This is a genomic window from Rothia sp. ZJ932, from assembly GCF_016924835.1.
Taxonomy (GTDB): Bacteria; Actinomycetota; Actinomycetes; order Actinomycetales; family Micrococcaceae; genus Rothia.
On record NZ_CP070480.1, the window covers coordinates 183,105 to 200,778 of the forward strand.

At 50.1% G+C, this 17,674-nt stretch carries 15 protein-coding genes; 10 read left to right on the plus strand and 5 right to left on the minus strand.

Annotated features, from left to right (window positions below):
• Window positions 1-30 precede the first annotated feature (30 nt).
• From JR346_RS00865 to JR346_RS00880, 4 genes are all read right to left on the minus strand, one after another.
• Entirely contained in the window at window positions 31-441 is a 411-nt protein-coding gene (locus JR346_RS00865) for a hypothetical protein (protein ID WP_205482571.1), read from the minus strand.
• A gap of 175 nt (window positions 442-616) precedes the next feature.
• Window positions 617-874, minus strand: a complete 258-nt coding sequence (locus JR346_RS00870; protein ID WP_205482572.1) for a hypothetical protein — start codon at window positions 872-874, stop codon at window positions 617-619.
• Between the two features lie 2,462 nt (window positions 875-3,336).
• Window positions 3,337-4,287, minus strand: coding sequence for a prephenate dehydratase (gene pheA, locus JR346_RS00875; RefSeq protein ID WP_205482573.1), 951 nt, complete (start codon window positions 4,285-4,287; stop codon window positions 3,337-3,339).
• Between the two features lie 47 nt (window positions 4,288-4,334).
• Complete coding sequence (locus JR346_RS00880; protein ID WP_205482574.1) at window positions 4,335-5,441, minus strand: diacylglycerol kinase family protein; 1,107 nt, start codon at window positions 5,439-5,441, stop codon at window positions 4,335-4,337.
• A gap of 204 nt (window positions 5,442-5,645) precedes the next feature.
• Here JR346_RS00880 and serS point away from each other — a divergent pair, with 204 nt between their 5' ends.
• On the plus strand, window positions 5,646-6,950 hold the full coding sequence (serS, locus tag JR346_RS00885) for a serine--tRNA ligase (RefSeq protein ID WP_205482575.1): 1,305 nt from the start codon (window positions 5,646-5,648) through the stop codon (window positions 6,948-6,950).
• A gap of 231 nt (window positions 6,951-7,181) precedes the next feature.
• On the opposite strand, the gene JR346_RS00890 is transcribed toward serS, so the two are convergent.
• On the minus strand, window positions 7,182-8,765 hold the full coding sequence (locus tag JR346_RS00890; RefSeq protein ID WP_204877622.1) for an FMN-binding glutamate synthase family protein: 1,584 nt from the start codon (window positions 8,763-8,765) through the stop codon (window positions 7,182-7,184).
• Between the two features lie 185 nt (window positions 8,766-8,950).
• Here JR346_RS00890 and JR346_RS00895 point away from each other — a divergent pair, with 185 nt between their 5' ends.
• From JR346_RS00895 to JR346_RS00935, 9 genes are all read left to right on the plus strand, one after another.
• A complete protein-coding gene (locus JR346_RS00895) occupies window positions 8,951-9,889 on the plus strand; it encodes a metal ABC transporter substrate-binding protein (RefSeq protein WP_205482576.1) in 939 nt (312 codons plus the stop codon).
• Complete coding sequence (locus tag JR346_RS00900; protein WP_204877620.1) at window positions 9,889-10,659, plus strand: metal ABC transporter ATP-binding protein; 771 nt, start codon at window positions 9,889-9,891, stop codon at window positions 10,657-10,659. The genes JR346_RS00895 and JR346_RS00900 overlap by 1 nt, the downstream gene beginning before the upstream one ends.
• Window positions 10,660-10,661: 2 nt before the next feature.
• Window positions 10,662-11,519, plus strand: a complete 858-nt coding sequence (locus JR346_RS00905; protein WP_205482577.1) for a metal ABC transporter permease — start codon at window positions 10,662-10,664, stop codon at window positions 11,517-11,519.
• A 260-nt stretch (window positions 11,520-11,779) separates the two neighbouring features.
• Complete coding sequence (locus JR346_RS00910; protein ID WP_239478953.1) at window positions 11,780-12,628, plus strand: Cof-type HAD-IIB family hydrolase; 849 nt, start codon at window positions 11,780-11,782, stop codon at window positions 12,626-12,628.
• Between the two features lie 165 nt (window positions 12,629-12,793).
• On the plus strand, window positions 12,794-12,976 hold the full coding sequence (locus JR346_RS00915; protein WP_205482578.1) for a hypothetical protein: 183 nt from the start codon (window positions 12,794-12,796) through the stop codon (window positions 12,974-12,976).
• 1,169 nt (window positions 12,977-14,145) lie between these two features.
• Window positions 14,146-15,111 carry a hypothetical protein gene (locus JR346_RS00920; protein WP_205482579.1) on the plus strand — a complete coding sequence of 322 codons (966 nt, stop codon included), beginning with the start codon at window positions 14,146-14,148 and terminating at the stop codon, window positions 15,109-15,111.
• Complete coding sequence (locus tag JR346_RS00925; RefSeq protein WP_205482580.1) at window positions 15,104-16,420, plus strand: MATE family efflux transporter; 1,317 nt, start codon at window positions 15,104-15,106, stop codon at window positions 16,418-16,420. The genes JR346_RS00920 and JR346_RS00925 overlap by 8 nt, the downstream gene beginning before the upstream one ends.
• Window positions 16,417-16,989, plus strand: coding sequence for a hypothetical protein (locus JR346_RS00930; protein ID WP_205482581.1), 573 nt, complete (start codon window positions 16,417-16,419; stop codon window positions 16,987-16,989). The genes JR346_RS00925 and JR346_RS00930 overlap by 4 nt, the downstream gene beginning before the upstream one ends.
• A gap of 47 nt (window positions 16,990-17,036) precedes the next feature.
• Window positions 17,037-17,366 carry a hypothetical protein gene (locus tag JR346_RS00935; protein WP_205482582.1) on the plus strand — a complete coding sequence of 110 codons (330 nt, stop codon included), beginning with the start codon at window positions 17,037-17,039 and terminating at the stop codon, window positions 17,364-17,366.
• Window positions 17,367-17,674 lie beyond the last annotated feature (308 nt).

Sequence of the window (17,674 nt, forward strand, 5' to 3'; positions counted from 1 at the left end):
GGTCACCACCATCGCTGGGGGCGGACGCGCCTAGTTGCGTGGCGGGCGCAACATCCAACTGGCGGCGAAAAAGAACAGGACAACCACCGCCGATTGAAGAAGCACCAAGGGCAGCACATCCGGGTGGAAGAGCTGCAAAACAGAAAATGCGACAAGAAGAAAACCAATGCGCAGCGCGGAGGCTTTGCCGTTTACCGCTCGCATCGGGTCGTAGCTTGGTCTGAAGGCAAGCGCCGCCCCGACAGCTATAGCAATCGCGAGAACAACGGTGCCCACAGAGAACCAGATAATGGCATCAGGAAAAAGATACCGCCACAGGGGTAAAAGCCCCAGACACAGGGCAACCCCGGCAGCCACCACCGTGTAACTTTTACGCGTGCCCGCCCGCTCTTTGTCTTGTCTGGTGGCACGCGCGTCCAACTCTGCAAAAGTGTTAGGCATGAGAAACCTCCTTAGCTCCGTGTGACCCATTTTACACACTTAGGGGGTGTCAAGGGTAGGCAGAGTAAGTCTTCGGACGCATCCGCCCGGCTACACCACCCCTAGCCTCCGCTAATACCTGGCGTAGGGTCTAGGGGCTAATCACAATTTCAGCCCACAGCACGCGAATGACCTTCTACCCGGCGTGTTCTAGCTCGCGCTGACGTCGATGCTCAGCCTGAATAACCTCCGTCGGATCCCCATAGGCACCCGAGTACTTGACCTCAGCATCAACCTCCAGAATCAGCTTTTGTTTCTGCCACAAAAAATCGGGGCGGTAGTGGGCACCACTGAGTGTCACCAGCTCTGCCTGCTCCACCGGCATGTCTACACCCCACTCATGAAGCAGCAACTGCACCAGAGTCTCGGCGACTGACTCAGCACGCTCACTCATCTGCTCTTTAACTGTACGGACGCATGCCGCCCGCGGTGCTTTAAGGACTTAATAGAATTCTTAAATGGTAATTTTAGGGGCTTGGTGAGTGAGCGGCTATGGGTGTGGTTGTTGAGGTGACAGATAGGGCTGGGCGTTCATTTCGCTAGAGGTTGGTTAGCAACTTTTGAGGAGGCCTCATTTTGCACATGGTTTCGTTTTTACTCCGGGTGGTTCTTCCTGCGGTTGCCCATTTTTTTGCTCTCGTTTCTTGCACTCGGTGACCCGGGGAGCCATATCCCTACTTACTATTTGAAAAACGGAGGTGCAGCCATCGTGCCCCCCCCTATCCGCTTCGCCCAAGATATTGCCGAGCTGTTACGTCGTGCCTGTGCTGGTGATTCTGCGGTGAATGCGCTGAGTCCGTCTAAGGGCCGTAATTCGCTGTTTGAGGGCGCGGATGCTGTTTTCCCTGCTGTGGTTGCTCGCTGTATGTCCTCAAAGCTCTCTCAGGGTCTTTCTAGCAGCTTCCAGGCTAATAAAAGTAGCCGTACGCCCGTTCTGTGCCCGTGTGGGGCGATTTGGCGGATGGGCAGCGTAAGGGGGGGGTACTACTCCCCAAAAACCTACGAATAAGAGCATCCTCAATCCCTGCAAACGCCCAAAAACTCAGCATCACCAGCATCAGGCAAAAAGGTGTCCTAGCGTTGATTTGTTGGTGTGCTAGCTGGGCTATAGCCTATCGAAACTAGAACCTACCGAAACAAGCATTAGGGTTCCCTAAGTAAATAACTTTCTCCTCTTAGAGGGTCGTTGCTCAAATCAAAACCTGACGAATGTTGCATTCGGGGTTTCAAAGGGCGCGTGGAGTGTGCAGGGTGGTGTTTTGGTGGCTGGAATGGGCTTTGAATAACCCTCGAAAATTTAAATAATGAGTGGAAGTATTTGAAAAAATTGCCTCCACTCATTATTCATGCAGTGAAAAATTTAACGCACTAACCAATGTTCATAATATTATTTATTAAATATCTATCCGCCATAGCGGGTAACTTTTCCACCAGCAGAAAGAGTCTAGGATTCATTCCTTATTTTTTATAATCAAAGTGATTTTATTAATTAGCGCAAAAGATAGGGAGAAGAATAGTATTGAACTCACTGAGGGCACTACACCCCAGTCGGAATCATCCCTCCCCGAAGATAGGTAATCGAAAAAGAAAACCTGAGATTGCTCCCAGAATAAGTGCCCCGGATGTTCTACTACTTAGCATCAGGTTCTCCACCTCGCTTGTCTTTTCTGATGAAGTCACGGATCCAAGTCTTCACTGAGTCACTTGCTTTTTTGGTGACTGGGCGCAAAGCTACCTGTATAACTGATGTAATGCATCCATCAATCACCCCTTCCATACGCTCGTTCGCTTCAGTATAACGCCCCTCAAAGATGAGTGTCTTAACTTCTGAATAGGTAGTACCGACCAATGCTCCTACTACACATGTGCCCAGCACAGCTGCAAATGGAGCTAAAACAGCAGGTAGTGCTCGAAAAGATGTTTCTGAATAATCTTCTTTAGCGTTAGTCCATTTAGTAATTAAATCGATAAATTCTTCGCGCTCTTGAGCTTGTCCCTCATTGGGAAAAATAAAATATGCTTGCTCTCCAAGCGTTAGGTGTTGATAATCCTGATAAGAGGAGACGCTATTTGTAACCGGGACAGAGACCTCCCGGCTTGAGTAGGTAACGTAGTTGCCAATAAAGAACCAATAGTCAGAAAGGCTATAGGAGCAACTGTGCCAGCTGGAATTTTTTTACAAGGGTCATTGTCCTTCCTCTCGTTCCAGAGCATCTTCACTCTGGTGATGGAGATTACTTTAATCCAATCAAACCCCCTCACGCTGAGTCAACTTAGTAGATAACAATTCAATAACAAACCCAGCAAAACACCTAGTCACACCCACACCAAAAACTCCCTGTAACATCAACCCGTCAGGATGCTAGGTGGCAGCACCACCCAACCGGCACCCCTGCCGGCCCTCCGAGTCTTGATGGAGCCCGTCAGAAACCCAGTCATCGCACTAAAGAACACTACTGCCGATGAACGTGCCAGAATAGTTTTTGCCGGATTTTATCACCGCAGTGTGGTGGGCACGGTATCGTTCAAAGGGTGTGAGCTGCCGGCACCTGTCGGCAGATATATAGATACCGTGGCGCAGTTTAACAAGCTGCCCTTGGCACGCCTTGCGGACGGTGGCTGAGCGGCTCATTCCCTCGGCGACGAGCTGGGTTGAGGTCTTGACATCGTGACGTGCTTCTATGCTCACCAGTGTGTATGAAAGGTGCCGTGCTCGCACCCGGTAGGTCTGTAACCTATGGATAACTCAGAAGGTCGCACCAAGAAAAAATCTAAGCGCCACACCAGGGGTTAAATACGCTCCCTTGTGGCACTTTCGTGCGGAGTAAGCCTGCACAGTGCGTCCATCATATAGCGTTAAATACCGTGGCGCAGGTGTTCCGGACGTCCGTGGGGAAAGAGCGATTCAACCCAGTTGCGCGCCGCATCGAAGGCATCATCGCGATGGAACTCAGGGGTTTCTACATGCCGCAAATCAGCGCGGGGGTAAGAACCCAAGAACTGGATGCCCGGCGATACGCGGTGAAGCCCGCGCAGGGCATCGCGCACACGTGCGTCGTAGATGTGACCGTCTACGTCAATAGAGAAAAAGTAAGAACCCAAGAACTCGCCGGTCGGTCGTGACTCAATGCGCGAAAGGTTGATGCCGCGGGTTGAAAATTGCTCCAGCAGATCAAGCAGAGCACCCGGTCTATCAACCGGTAGGGGAATCACGAGGGTCGTTTTATCAGCCCCGGTCGGCTCAGGGATCTGCCCGTTGCGTGCCACCAGCACAAAGCGGGTTACTGCCTGCTTATTATCGCCAATATCCTCGGCGAGCACCTGTAACTCGGGGTTTTGCTGGGCAACGATGGGGGAACAGATAGCAGCGTTATAACCCGGCGACTCGTTATGAATCAGCCCCAGCGCAGCCGCTGCAGTAGAAGAACCGGGCAGGTACTCAACCTGCGGCAGGGTATCAGCTGCCCACTGGCGCACCTGCGCCCAAGCATGGGTGTGGGTTGAAACGGTAGTGACATCAGTCAGAGTCACGCCCTCTCCCGCCACCAAAACGAAGGAGACGGGTACGAGCACTTCAGCGATAATCCGTGCGTCCTGAGCCTGAGCAATAGCGTCGAGAGTAGCAGTGACACCACCCTCCACAGAGTTCTCAATGGGCACCATCGCGGCGTCTACTTCACCGTTTGCCACCATCTCCAAAGCCGCCGGAACCGACACCGCAGGCACGCGCGGCACGTCCGCCCCCGTATACGAGAGCAGGGCTTGTTCAGTGAAAGTTCCGGCGGGACCGAGAAAGGTGTAACGCATGGTTTTCATTGTAGGACGCGCCCACCCACACCCGCGAATAGTGACCGCTATTCGGTGGGTGCTTTGTAAACCTTTACGTTCAGCACCTTCGGGTGTACCGTGGCGTGCAGGCTAGCTGCTTCACCCACAATGTCGCCATCTACCTCAACGGGCTGCGGATCTTTCAGGAAGTCCAGGTGAACCTCCTCGCCCACAATATGCTCAAGTACCGGGGTGCGCCCGCCAAACTGGCGGGTAGCGATACGAATAACGAGGTTCAGCCAACCCAGCAGGGTACGCGGTGACAGCACAATAACCTCAAGTTTGCCGTCGGACGCGGTGGTGGTAGACGCCAGATTAATACCGCCCTGAATCTCACCGCAGTTGGCGATTAGAACTCCGCGCATCTTGCGCCCAAAAGATTTCTGCCCATCAATGGTGATACGCACGCGCTTACGCCGAGCCAACAGGTGCTTACCAGCAGCCACAAAGTAGGCAATAGAACCGAACTTAGATTTAAGGTCGGGGTCTGTGTCGGTCATAACCAGCGCATCAAAACCAGCACCACCCATCACCAGAAAGTCGCGCCGGCCGCGGCTACCGTCAGAGAACACCGTATTGAGCCGCACCATATCGACCGGGCGTTCACTGCCGAAAAGGGCAATATTGACGCAGGCGGGAATGTCATGCACGTCTAACCCGAGGTTGCGTGCCAGCAGGTTGCCGGTGCCCATAGGAACAATGCCCATCGGAATATCGGTATCGCGCAGGGCAGCTGCGACCGCACCTACCGTACCGTCACCTCCGACGACCAGAACAATCTCTGCGCCCTCGTCCACGGCTTGACGTGCTATTGAAATGCCGCCGTCCTCAACGGTGGTTTCGTACATTTTGGCGGGTTGCCACCCTGCCTCAGATAGCGCCCGGTAAATGACCTGCAATGCAGGCTGCGCGCGAGCTTTTGAGGGGTTGTAGACAATACCTACACGCTGAGCGGCGGTGGGGGTAAGCGGCCGGTAGGTGAAAGAATGTACCGGCAGCAGGTCTGGTCGGTGGTAGAGCACCGTCCGCAAACTAATCGCACTCAGCGCTGTGAAGCCCAAAAATGCAAGACCGGCACCGGTAATGAGGGTGCGCTTAGCCAGCAGCTTCTCGGCAAGAGTAGATAAAGACATACTCCTAAGCATAATTGCTACCTCTCTTTATTACGTGCGCGGGCGTAACGCCTTTCCGCAGGATAAAAGACACCACAGTGGGGCGTCTTATCAGTACCCACTATGCGGACGCACGTGGTCGCTGTGGAATCGTCCAGCAGGTTTTCCCCGTGACAACGCCTCATTATTGGGCAAGGATTAGGCGCATACGGTAAATTTAGAGGCGTGATTGACATTAACCTCCTGCGCGAAAACCCTGACCTGTTCCGTAATTCTCAGCGTGCCCGCGGCGCTGATGAGGGAATTATCGACCAAATTCTTGAGGCTGATGCTGCCCGTCGATCAGCTATCGGCGAATACGAGACTCTGCGCGCCCAACAGAACGCTTTTGGCAAGAAGGTTGCTAAGGCGCAGGGCGACGAGAAGAAGGCTCTGTTGGCTGAGGTCAAAGAGCTCGCTACCCGTGTAAACGCTGCTAAAAGCGCTAATGAAGAGGCTCAAGCGACCACGGATGAGCTGCTCGGTCAGGTCAAGAATCTCATTATTGAGGGTGTTCCTGCCGGTGGCGAAGACGATTTCACTGTTGTAAAGACCGTGGGCACTCCCCGCGATTTCGCCGCTGAGGGTTTTGAACCCCGCGACCACCTCGAAATCGGTGAGCTGGTTGATGGTATTGATATGCAGCGCGGCGCTAAAGTATCGGGCGCTCGCTTTTACTTCTTGAAGGGTCAGATTGCCCGCTTGGAGCAGGCACTGATGTGGATGGCGCTGGATCAGGCAAGCGCTAACGGCTTCACCATGATGACCACCCCCACTCTCGTGCGTCCTGAAGTCATGAACGGCACCGGGTTCAACGTTGAACACGATGACGAGATTTACCGTCTTGAGCGCGATGACCTTTACCTAGTAGGTACTTCTGAGGTGGCGTTGGCTGGCTACCATGCCGATGAGATTATTGACTTTGAAAAGGGTGCTAAGAAGTACTTGGGCTGGTCATCCTGTTACCGCCGCGAGGCAGGTTCGGCGGGTAAAGATACCCGCGGCATCATTCGTGTACACCAGTTCAATAAGGCAGAGATGTTCGTCTACTGCCCCGTTGAAGAGGCTGAAGAGATGCACGCTAAGATGCTGGCGTGGGAAGAAGAGATGCTGGCTAAGTGCGAGCTTTCCTACCGCGTGATTGACACTGCTGCCGGTGACTTGGGCACTTCAGCTGCCCGTAAGTTTGACTGCGAGGCGTGGGTTCCGACTCAGGACACTTTCCGCGAGCTGACCTCTACTTCTAACTGCACCACCTACCAGGCACGTCGCCTGAATATTCGTGAGCGCATGCCTGACACCGTAGACGTCAACGGCAAGACCAAGAAGGGCGCAACCCGCACAGTGGCTACCCTCAACGGCACCTTGGCGACGACCCGCTGGCTGGTTGCCATTATGGAAACCCACCAGCAGGCAGACGGCTCAATCCGCATTCCCGAAGCCTTGCGTCCCTACATGGGCGGCGCTGAGGTTATTCCGGTAGTTTCCTAGCTCTATAAAGCTGAGGTGCTGCGTCCGTAGATGGGCTGAACGCGAATTTTCCGAGTGTGCGAGGAAGCAGAAATTTGTGCTCAGGGGCGAAGCGTTAGCGGAGCAGGCGGATGTTATCCCGGTAGTTTCCTAGCTCTGCAAGGTCGAGCACGGACGCGTGCTGTTGGCTCAGATGGGCGCGGTATGGCGCGGGGTGAGAAACGTTGTGAGTTTCTCATCCCGCGCTTTTCTTTATTCGCTTGTGGCGGTGTGTTTGCTGACTGAACGCTGGTGCTGTTTGTGCGATACGGCGAAGGAGCGCGCGTCCGCCCTGTCCCACCAGCTTTGCCAGTCTTCGTGGGCGGTGCCGGTGAGGAATGATTCGGGTTCTAGCCAGTTGTAGATTTGGGCGAGGGACTGGCTGTGGGTGACGCTGGTGCGGTGCATGACGTGCTCGGGGCTGAGATCGTCGAAGGAGCGCAGACCCATGGACGCGAGCAGGCGGGTTGCTGAATGAATGACGCCCGCGTGGTAGTTGCGAATACGGGTGCCTTTGTCATCAACGTCGAGGCTGCGCACGAGCCAGGGGTTTTGGGTGGCGACGCCGGTGGGGCAGGTGTTTTCGTGGCATTGCTGGGTTTGCAGGCATCCGGCTGCCATCATCATGCCGCGTGCTGAATTGGTGAAGTCAGCACCGAGCGCGATGCGTTTGATGATGTCCGCGCCGCCGGCGATCTTGCCTGCCGCGCCGATAACGATTTTGTCGCGCAGACCTGCGGCAACGAGGCTGTTTTGCAGAATATAGAGACCATCGGTGAGGGTGGTGCCCACGGTGTCTTCAAATTCGATGGGTGCCGCGCCGGTTCCACCTTCGGCGCCGTCCACGGTGATCCAGTCGGGGGTGATGCCGGTTTCGAGCATTGCTTTGCAGAGCGAGAGCACCTCAATGGTTGAGCCAACGCAGAACTTCAAACCGATGGGCTTACCCCCGGAAAGTTCGCGCAGCTGCTTGACGAAGTGCATGAGTTCTAGCGGGGTGGAGAACGCTGAGTGCGCCGAGGGGCTTAGGCAGTCTTCGCCTTCGGGGACGCCTCGGGCAGCAGCAATTTCTGCTGTCACCTTAGCTGCCGGCAACAGACCGCCCATGCCCGGTTTGGCGCCCTGAGAGAGCTTGACCATGATGCCCTTAACCTGCGGGTACGCTGCCTTTTCGGCAAAGATTTCAGGGCTGAAGTTGCCTTCTTCATCGCGGCAACCAAAGTAACCAGAGCCGAACTCCCACATAAGATCAGCATCGTATTTCAGGTGGTAGTCGGTAATGCCGCCCTCACCGGTTTCTTGCGCGAAACCACCCATAGCCGCTCCCTTGTTCATCGCCAATACTGCATTCGATGAAAGCGAACCGAAGCTCATCGACGAGATATTGAAAATAGAAATGTCATAGGGCTGGGTGCAGTCGGGTCCGCCCAAACGTACTTTGGGCGCGTCCTTCATCTGCTCCACCGGTGCCATTGTATGCCGCAGCGTCTCATAACCCTCGGTCTGGGGTTTGCGTTCGGTGCCGAAGGCTTTCTCACCGCCCAAACCCTTGGAATACTCGTAAATCATGGAGCGGGTGTCGCGGTCAAAGGGACGACCGTCGTAGTTATTTTCGATGAAGTATTGGTGCATGGGCGCTCGCATGTGCTCCATGAAGTAGCGGCCGTGACCGAGCACGGGAAAACTGCGCAGCAGAGAGTGCTTTTTCTGCGTCAAGTCGTGGGCTGCCACCGCGGTGACAGCGGCGCCGGTTGCCACCGCAACACTGCGTAGAATCTTGGGCAAGTGTGTAGTCATGAGTATCAGGTCTTTCTCGCAAGTGCCGCTCACCGTCGGTGAGGGGCTAAGGGCTATCTAAAAGTAGATTACCCTTAGTTTCTACCTAGCTGGCGCAGGTGAACTAGGGAACATTACCATTCTTTTGGCACCTCCAAAGATGTAGGCTTAAGCCCTGGGTTTCAGATCGGCAGAAAGCTATAACAATGACGTTTTTCTCTTGCGTACAGGCACACTCACGCGGTGTCACTGGGATTTTGACAGCATCTGCTCTGCTACTTGCGGGGTGCTCTTCGACGGATACGCCCGGCGCAGGTTCGGCGGCGGGCAGTGAGGACGCCCCGCGCGTCCTGACAACCTTTACAGTGGTTGAGGATATCGCTCAGAACGTTGCCGGTGAGCACCTGGTGGTGGAGTCTTTGATTAAGCCCGGTGTCGAGGTGCATGAGTATGACCCGACGCCCAGCGACATTCGCCGGGTGCATGATGCCGATGTGGTGCTTAATAACGGGTTGAACCTTGAGGCATGGTTTGAGCGGTTCACCCGCGAGGCCGATGTTCAGCATGTCACGGTGAGCGAGGGCGTTGAGGTTATTGATATCGCCGGTGAGCCGGGCACCCCTAATCCGCACGCGTGGATGAGCCCCAGCAACGTGCAGGTTTACGTTGATAATATCGCTGAAACTTTTGCGGAACTTGACCCCGAGCACGCCGATGAGTTCCGCGCGAATGCAGATACCTACAAACAGCAGTTACAGCAGGTGCGCGATGATCTGGTGCAGGGTCTTGAGAGGTTAGAGCCGAACCAGCGTACCTTGGTGACCTGCGAGGGCGCGTTTAGCTACCTGGCACAGGATGCGAGTTTGAATGAGGCGTACCTGTGGCCGGTGAACTCTGAGGAGCAGGCTACTCCGGCGCAGGTCGCTGAGGTTATTGAGACCGTTCGTGAGGGCAAGATTGCCGCGGTGTTCTGTGAGTCCACAGTGAATCAGGACGCGATGCGGCAGGTCGCTGAGGCTACCGGGGCAGAGTTCGGCGGCACCCTGTACGTGGATTCTTTATCTGATGAGGGCGGGCAGGTGCCTACCTATTTGGATCTGTTGAAACATGACGCTGAGCTGATTCGTCAGGGGCTAACGCGTTGATGGCGGATTCTGTTGCTGATCGGGCCTTGGCAACGCGTCCTGTCTTAGAGGTGCAGGCGGTGAGCGTGCGTTACCGTGAGGTTCAGGCGTTAGAGCGGGCAACGTTGAGCTTGAACCGTGGCACAATCTGCGGGCTGGTGGGTATGAACGGCTCGGGCAAATCAACTCTTTTTAAAGCGATTATGGGCGTGGTGCCGTCCGTGGCGGGCACTGTTCAGATTGCCGGTATGCACCCTGCGAAAGCGCGGGCGCAGGGGATCGTCTCGTACGTACCGCAGAGTGAAGATATCGACTGGACTTTCCCCGTATCTGTGCGCGATGTGGTGTCGATGGGTGTTTATCAAAACCTGGGGTTTACCCGGCGTATGAACGCGCAAGCGCACGCTCGGGTTGATCGGGCTTTGGCGCAGATTGAGCTGACTGATTTCGCCGACCGTCAGATTGGTGAGCTTTCGGGCGGTCAGCGCAAGCGTGCTTTCGTGGCGCGCGCTATTGCCCAGCAGGCGCAGCTATTTCTGCTGGACGAGCCTTTTGCAGGTGTTGATAAGCGCAGTGAGGCAATGCTGGTGGAGGTTCTTAAAGACCTGGCTGCTGCCGGTGCCACGGTGCTTGTCTCTACCCACGATCTGCAGTCGCTGAGTCAGATGGCTGATGAGGTGGCTTTGCTCCGAAAGACTATTGTGATGCACGGGGAACCGCAGCAGGTGCTGGCTCCCGAAAATCTGGTGACGGCTTTCGGCATGAACGTTCTAGGTGGGGAAGGGCAGTAGTAATGGAATTTTTGATTGATCCCCTTGCCTACGATTTTATGGTGCGTGCCCTAGCGGTGACCGTTCTTGCCGCGCTGACCTGCGCCCTGCTCTCATGCTGGTTGGTACTAATGGGCTGGTCGCTGATGGGGGACGCGATTTCTCATGCGGTGTTGCCCGGCGTAGTGCTCGCCTACATTTTTGGTGCGCCCTTTTCAGCAGGTGCGCTTGTGGCTGCCTTGGTTGCGGTGGGCTTGATTGGGCTGGTGCGCCGCGGTAGCCCGCGCATCCGTGAGGACGCAGCAATCGGTATTGTTTTTACCACCCTGTTTGCCTTGGGGCTGGTGCTGATATCAGTGACGCCCTCGAACACTGATTTACACCATATTCTTTTCGGTAACGTGCTGGGCGTTTCTGCGGGTGATCTGCTACAGGTGGGCGGTTTGGGTGCGCTGGTTGCCCTGGTACTGCTTATCAAGCGCAAAGACCTCACTCTGTACGCTTTTGATCCGGGGTACGCACACGCTATTGGCATGCGTCCGCACCTTTTGGGGGCTCTGCTGCTGGTGGTGCTTGCGCTAACCAATGTGATTGCCCTGCAGGTGGTGGGCGTGGTGTTAGTGGTTGCCATGCTCATTATTCCCGGTGCAACGGCTCGGATGCTGACCAACCGTTTTCCGCGGATGCTGCTGGTTTCGTGCGCGGTTTCTGTGGTGGGGTCTGTCACCGGGCTCTACGCCAGCTACTATCTGGATGTTTCCCCCGGCGGTGCCGTGGTCTTACTCCTTGGCGGTCTTTTCTTCATCGTCTATCTTTTCAGCCCCACCTACGGGGTCATCAGCTCGTACCTGAGATCTAAGGGCACCTACGGTCGCTTCTAGAGGTTGCGAGGAATACCTCTAGGAGAGCGCCGGAGAAGTTTACTTCGCCTCAAAATGCCGTGCTGGGGGGAGAGATAAAAGTACCCGTGTATGGCACTTTCGGGCGTCATAAGGTGAAGCAACCGGTGAAAGGGGCAACGCGCGTCCCCCTACCGCCAGTCTCAACACCCCCTTTTCTTCATGTACCGTTTACCACCGCGTTACGTGCAGGTAAGCGATAGGCTTAGAAGATAGTAGACACTGAAGAAATGGTGAACACAATGATTGAAAAGATGCGCGTACACCCGCCCGTCACCAGCGACTGGGCGAAAGAGGACGCCACCTATCTGGTGGCAATTGATATCGACGGTACCCTGGTGCATCACGACGGCACCATGAGCGAGACCGTCAAAAAGGTGGTACAAGAGGTGATGGCGGCGGGGCACCACGTCATTGTTTCCACCGGACGCTCGCGCCAAGCTGCTTTCCCCATTGCCCAAAAGCTGGGTCTGACCGACGGGTACATGGTCACCTCAAACGGTGCGGTCACCCTAGAACTCAACCCCCGCCTTATTGACGGTTGCCGGGTAGCAGACAGCGTTGTTTTCAACCCCAGCCGAGCTCTGCACCTTCTTGCCGAGAAAGTGCCCTACGCCCAGATGGCGCTGGAATCAGAAGACGGCACTATCTATGCCACCGCTAATTTTCAGGACGGCTCCTTCGGTGCAACTTCAGTGCCTGTCACCAAGGATCAGCTGCTGCAGATGGACGCCGCCACGCGCGTCGTTATTTTCGCTGAAGACGTCGATCAGGACGAGTTCAAGCAGGCTATCTATCAGGCTGGTCTGCACGGTGTGAACTACGCGGTGGGGTGGAGCGCATGGCTCGATATTGCCGCCCATGGTGTTTCTAAAGCATCAGCCCTGGAGCAGTTGCGCCGCCAACTGGGGGTGGATCCCGCTTACACTATCGCTATTGGCGATGGGTATAACGATAAAGAGATGATTCACTGGGCAGCGCGAGGCGTCGCCATGGGCGAGGCACCCGATGAGGTTATCGCCGTGGCGAAAGAAGTGACCCTGAGTGTTTATGAGGACGGGGTCGCCCACACCCTGGCAAGCCTGCTGTAGGAGGCGTCCGTGCTACTGAGAGGGCTGATGTTTCAGATATACCTGAAATTTTCTTTCTAGGGTGGGGAGGAGGGCGACCGGCGCAGACTAGGTAGGTCTTAACCAGCGTATAGAGCGCATTGCCCATCAACTGGTGCAGCAGATTCTCACACGAAAGGACGCTCGATGAAACAGGCATTTATCGGGGCTCTGCTCTATGACCTCGATTGCGGGTTCTGCGAAAAAAGCGCCTCTTTTACCCAAAAATACCTGAATCTTGCGGCAGAGGTGAAGCCTGCCTACCCCGACGAGCTGGTTGCCTACCGTGTAGACCGGGCGCGCTTTGAGAGCGCCATCCCTTATGAATAACCCTCACACAATCCAAATAAACCCTTGTGTGATGTAGATTGCTATGGTAAATTTTTTCCAATGAGGCATAAATACAATAGTTAATTCCAGGAAAATTAAGTAAATATTTAGCTGATACCTGTCTATTACATTTGATGTGTAGTCCTCATGGAAAGGAGGTGAAAAAATGAACCAAGAACTAAATCTCGACAACGTTGAAATGATTCTTGAAGAAGTTACTGAGAAAACTCCGGCGCTGATTTAGCAGGGAAACGTTATTCGTTAGAACGCAATAATTTATAGTGTGTCGCATTTTGGATATCTCTAAAATGCGACACAATTTCCCATTAAGGAAGAAATGAAAAACAATACGAAAAAGAGAGATGGGAAAAACTGGGATGGCGTCAGGCTTATAGATACACAAGAATATCTTGGAACTACCCATTCAATGACTACTCATCTAATGGTCAATCATTAGATAAAAGACAAATGATGGATTATGAAAAAATTCAAAATGATACGAAAAGATACATTGAACCTAAAAGCGATAACTATATAGATTTACCTAATTTCGATGAATCTCTTCAATAGTAAGTGAACCATCTTTTGACGATTTAGATATATTGGAAAAGGCAAAAGTTGTGTCGGTATTAGTAGCATTTCCAAGAGGTAAATATCCGTCTAAAACAAATGGAACTGATCACCTAAGCAGAACCAGTCCTTCAGGGGGGAGCGCGGCATCCTTCAGAGCTTTATTTAATTGTAGTAGAAAGCGAATTTTCTGGAGTTTATCAAGTTAGTATTGGCACCGAAGACCTTAGAAAAATTTCTGAAGCTCCTACAGTAGAGAAACTTAAGAAAAATATTCCTGGAGCTTTTAGATTACCTGTTACTCCTAAATTAATTTTTATAGTTGCATCAGACTTCGAGAGGAATATGTATAGGTACAGGGAGCCTCGCACTTTTAGGACTTTATTTTATGATGCAGGGCATCTAGGAGGCCTAGTGGAATCTCTGATGGATACCGGGAATACAATTTCTCATGGGCACCAAGGATTTAATGATAGTTATTTGCAAAGAATTATATCTTCTGAGAGTCTTGCATCGGAAAGCCCCATATACATCATTTCTGCCGGATACAGAATAGCTAATTCCAAAGAAGTACAAGTAGGAAAGTCGTTTATATCAAAATGAAACTAACAATTATTTCTCAGTATAAATTTAATAATGGTAAAGTTTTCCTAAACCCACTTGGTTCATCAAAAAAATATACAATTGATGCTAAAAAACTTGCAATTTCAATTTCAGAAAAACATTTCGATTTTCGAGGATTAGATAAGGACATTATTAGTTATAAAAAATGGTACGAAAATGGCTGGGGTGAAAGTGTCCCATTTTACTTGTCAACACTTGACGGCAAATATGAGGATGCTGGTTTCAACTTTAATGATGTGCATAAAAAAGTATTGGCTGGCTATGCAGATAAAGATGAATTTCCGTCTGAATTAATCCCAAATTCAGAAACTGTATATGAATTAAAAAATGATATAGATCAGAATTTTTCCAGAAAAGATATTCTTGTTAACAGAAGAACTACTTACATCCCTCAAGGTTCGCGTTTAAAGTACTCTGATATTTCTCATATTTTACTAGACGGGTTCGATAAATTAAGTAAATTTAGAACGATAGACAACCAAAAGAATCCCTTAAATGCATTAGTAAATTTTGGGCCGTCTTTGGATGTATATGTTGTTGTTTACTCTGTTGAAGGGATGGATGAAGGAATCTATAGATATGATTTGGTCAATAAAAATTTATTGCAGATTGATAACAAAGCAGATCGTAAAGAATTTCAAGAAGCCTTAGTCGGCCAGCCTGCACCCTTAACATCTAGCGTATCTGTTATTTATGTATCTGACATAAAAAGACATCAGTGGAGGTACCGTCATGAACGTGCACTACGTGGCTTGTGGATTGATACTGCAAAAGTTACAAATGAGTTGCTTTGGAAGTTGGCATCACTGGCAATAACTCCGCATATAACACCTGCATTCAGGGATTCTAGAATCCTTGGATTATTGGGACTACCTGCTGATCTTAGTTATCTACCTGTATATGCTGTATCATTCAAGGGGTCAGAGAAAAACCATGAATAGCAAGAATAAAACTAAAAATAATTTACTTAAATATGTCTGGCCTTCTCTTCTTGCAACTTTAGGAAGTATAGTTGTTGGTTTAACAGATTCAGCATTAATTTCTTATTACTCAACTTATGCTCTTGCGGGTGTATCCTTAGGAGCTTCATTCTATGAGCTTCCAGTAAATTGTATTCTCGGTGCCTTAATGGCCTATAGAATTCTCGCACCACGAGTAAACTCTGATTCGAGTCACGAAACTATTGGAATAAAACTATTTTTTAAAATATTTGTTCCTATTTCGCTGTTTATTTCTTTTGTGGGTATAGTATTTTCAATACTGATTTATCGAAATAATTCTGATCCTGTTTGGACCGCTGCACTTTTATACTTTGCTGCTAGAGTACCTAGTCTCGTTGCCGAAACTATCTCAACACTTGTGGCAATACAATTGGTTTCTTGGGGTAAAACAAAAGTTCCAATTATCATATTCTGTATAACTGCTCCATTTAATTTAATTATTGATCTTTTTCTTATCTACGGATTATTTTTCTTTCCTGAGTTAGGAGTTTTTGGGGCAGGTTTAGGAAGCGCCATCGCTTCATTCATCCCTCTTGCATACCTTTTCATGGTATTCAGGAAGGAAAAGAAAAAATACAATAAAAAATCAGAGATCATCGTTAGTAACTATAAAGGTTGGGAAAAAATTTCTTTACCTTCACTTGGTTCTGCTTTCGTGGATTACGGAGGTAATATAGTTTTTACAGCATTGATTTCTGCTGCTGGAATTATTGAACTGGCGGGAATGAGATTTGCTATTCAATTCCATATAGTTATTTTTATAATAATATCGAGCTTCTCTGGTGGAATTTTATTTGTGCTGGGCAGTAAGCATAAAGAAGAAATGCGAAATGAAGATTTTATATCTATAAAAAATTATATAGATAAGGTATTTGCTAAAGTTTTTGTCTTTACTCTTATTCTATTTATTTCTTTCTGTGTAATTTTTGGGCGCTTTGTATCTCCAAACGAGGAGGTTGTTCATGCATTTTACAAACTAGCTATATTCTTAGTACTTATCATTCCTTTTGCCTGTATTGCGTACTCAAATATTACGCTGCAGCGCTTTTATGGAATTACTTTAGATGACTTCAAATCCAACTCTTTGGCAGTCTGGGGAGTTCAAATTCCTGTTGCGCTTCTTTTGTTAAACATGTTTTCTGGTATCTGGCCTTTTACTGGACTCCTTGGGTACTGGATTTTTAGAGCATTCTGGAGTAGGAAGCAGGTTAGAACTAGGTTTTATAAGGCGTGTGATCTAGAAAATTGAAAAATATTGCATATACGAACCCTATAGATCATCTAGTTTTTGGTGAGTGGTGGAAATATGACTACGAAGGTGTCCTTCATGGCCTGAATAGAGATAAAATAATTTTCTACAAAAGCCTACTTGCTGAAAATTTATCGAACCCAGAACTCTATCATTTTGGTAAAAGTAAACCGCTTAATAATAGTAAGTTAGAACTTAGTTACTCATTTATAATTAATTTGTTGAATTTACTTGAAGATGAATTCTTGGAATCTCGAGAAATTGTAGCTAACAACTATAATAGATATTTAGATAGATGGGAATTCCTTGGCGATACCCCTCTGGAAGTTATTGATTCATTGAAAAAAATTTATAAATATAACCTCCCTGAAAATCAAGCAAGAATTATCGATGAAACAAATTTTTTATTTTCACCGCCTGAGCTAAATAATAGTGTTGATTTAGCTTGTTTTGTGCCAATGCCTGACAGTCATCAGCCAGTTATTTTGTTAAACCCTGGTATTATTAAAAACTTTAGCAAGGATAAGATGTTTAGAATGAAGATGTCATTAATTTTTGCTCATGAATAGGGCATGCTCTGCAGCATCGTCTACAGGTTATTGATAACACTGATGGGATGTTTCTTGACTATGAGCTCATGGAGGGGTGCGGCATTGTTGCTGAGAGTTCTTTAAGGTTATTTGGTGATTTTGGTAAAGCTGCTGCTACTTTATATAAAGTCAAACGCATTCTCCCTTTTGCTTTTACTATGCTTGAAAATCCATTAATCTATCAAAAGATTATTTCATTTAAGGAAATTTGGCCTGATTTCTTTTGCTCAGATGATTTTAATATTTTCAGACGATCTACCCGAAGACATTCAGAAGGAATATTGAAAACATATTTAGAGTTTAATAATTCATCAAGCACTTGTGAAATTACTCCATGGAAAACCATCACCAGATAAACTGTAGTCTCAGTCAAATTTAAATAACTATGGATATGCGTAATAATATTTATTTTACAATATCTCTAGTAGCATGTAAGAGTAATCTTCCAGCTGCCGAGAACGATCCCTTTTGTAACCGCCGAACGGCAGCTAGCATACGGGGCACTGGGTATCGGGCTTGCCCTACGTATTAGCGGCACCGCCTGGGTACGCTGGGCGGGGGCGCTTATGGTGAGCTGGCCCGTGCGTCCTATCGCTGAAAGAGTCTATGCGCTCATTGCTACCAACCGTTACCGCTTACCCGGTGCTTCCGGGGCGTGCGCCCC

Coding starts and splice junctions, on each gene's coding strand:
- JR346_RS00895 (WP_205482576.1), top strand. CDS start 8,951: ATGACGTTTTTCTCTTGCGTACAGGCACACTCACGCGGTGTCACTGGG.
- JR346_RS00915 (WP_205482578.1), top strand. CDS start 12,794: ATGAAACAGGCATTTATCGGGGCTCTGCTCTATGACCTCGATTGCGGG.
- JR346_RS00870 (WP_205482572.1), bottom strand. CDS start 874: ATGAGTGAGCGTGCTGAGTCAGTCGCCGAGACTCTGGTGCAGTTGCTG.
- JR346_RS00925 (WP_205482580.1), top strand. CDS start 15,104: ATGAATAGCAAGAATAAAACTAAAAATAATTTACTTAAATATGTCTGG.
- JR346_RS00865 (WP_205482571.1), bottom strand. CDS start 441: ATGCCTAACACTTTTGCAGAGTTGGACGCGCGTGCCACCAGACAAGAC.
- JR346_RS00910 (WP_239478953.1), top strand. CDS start 11,780: ATGATTGAAAAGATGCGCGTACACCCGCCCGTCACCAGCGACTGGGCG.
- JR346_RS00900 (WP_204877620.1), top strand. CDS start 9,889: ATGGCGGATTCTGTTGCTGATCGGGCCTTGGCAACGCGTCCTGTCTTA.
- pheA (WP_205482573.1), bottom strand. CDS start 4,287: ATGCGTTACACCTTTCTCGGTCCCGCCGGAACTTTCACTGAACAAGCC.
- JR346_RS00890 (WP_204877622.1), bottom strand. CDS start 8,765: ATGACTACACACTTGCCCAAGATTCTACGCAGTGTTGCGGTGGCAACC.
- JR346_RS00920 (WP_205482579.1), top strand. CDS start 14,146: ATGAAACTAACAATTATTTCTCAGTATAAATTTAATAATGGTAAAGTT.
- JR346_RS00880 (WP_205482574.1), bottom strand. CDS start 5,441: ATGTCTTTATCTACTCTTGCCGAGAAGCTGCTGGCTAAGCGCACCCTC.
- JR346_RS00935 (WP_205482582.1), top strand. CDS start 17,037: ATGTTTCTTGACTATGAGCTCATGGAGGGGTGCGGCATTGTTGCTGAG.
- JR346_RS00905 (WP_205482577.1), top strand. CDS start 10,662: ATGGAATTTTTGATTGATCCCCTTGCCTACGATTTTATGGTGCGTGCC.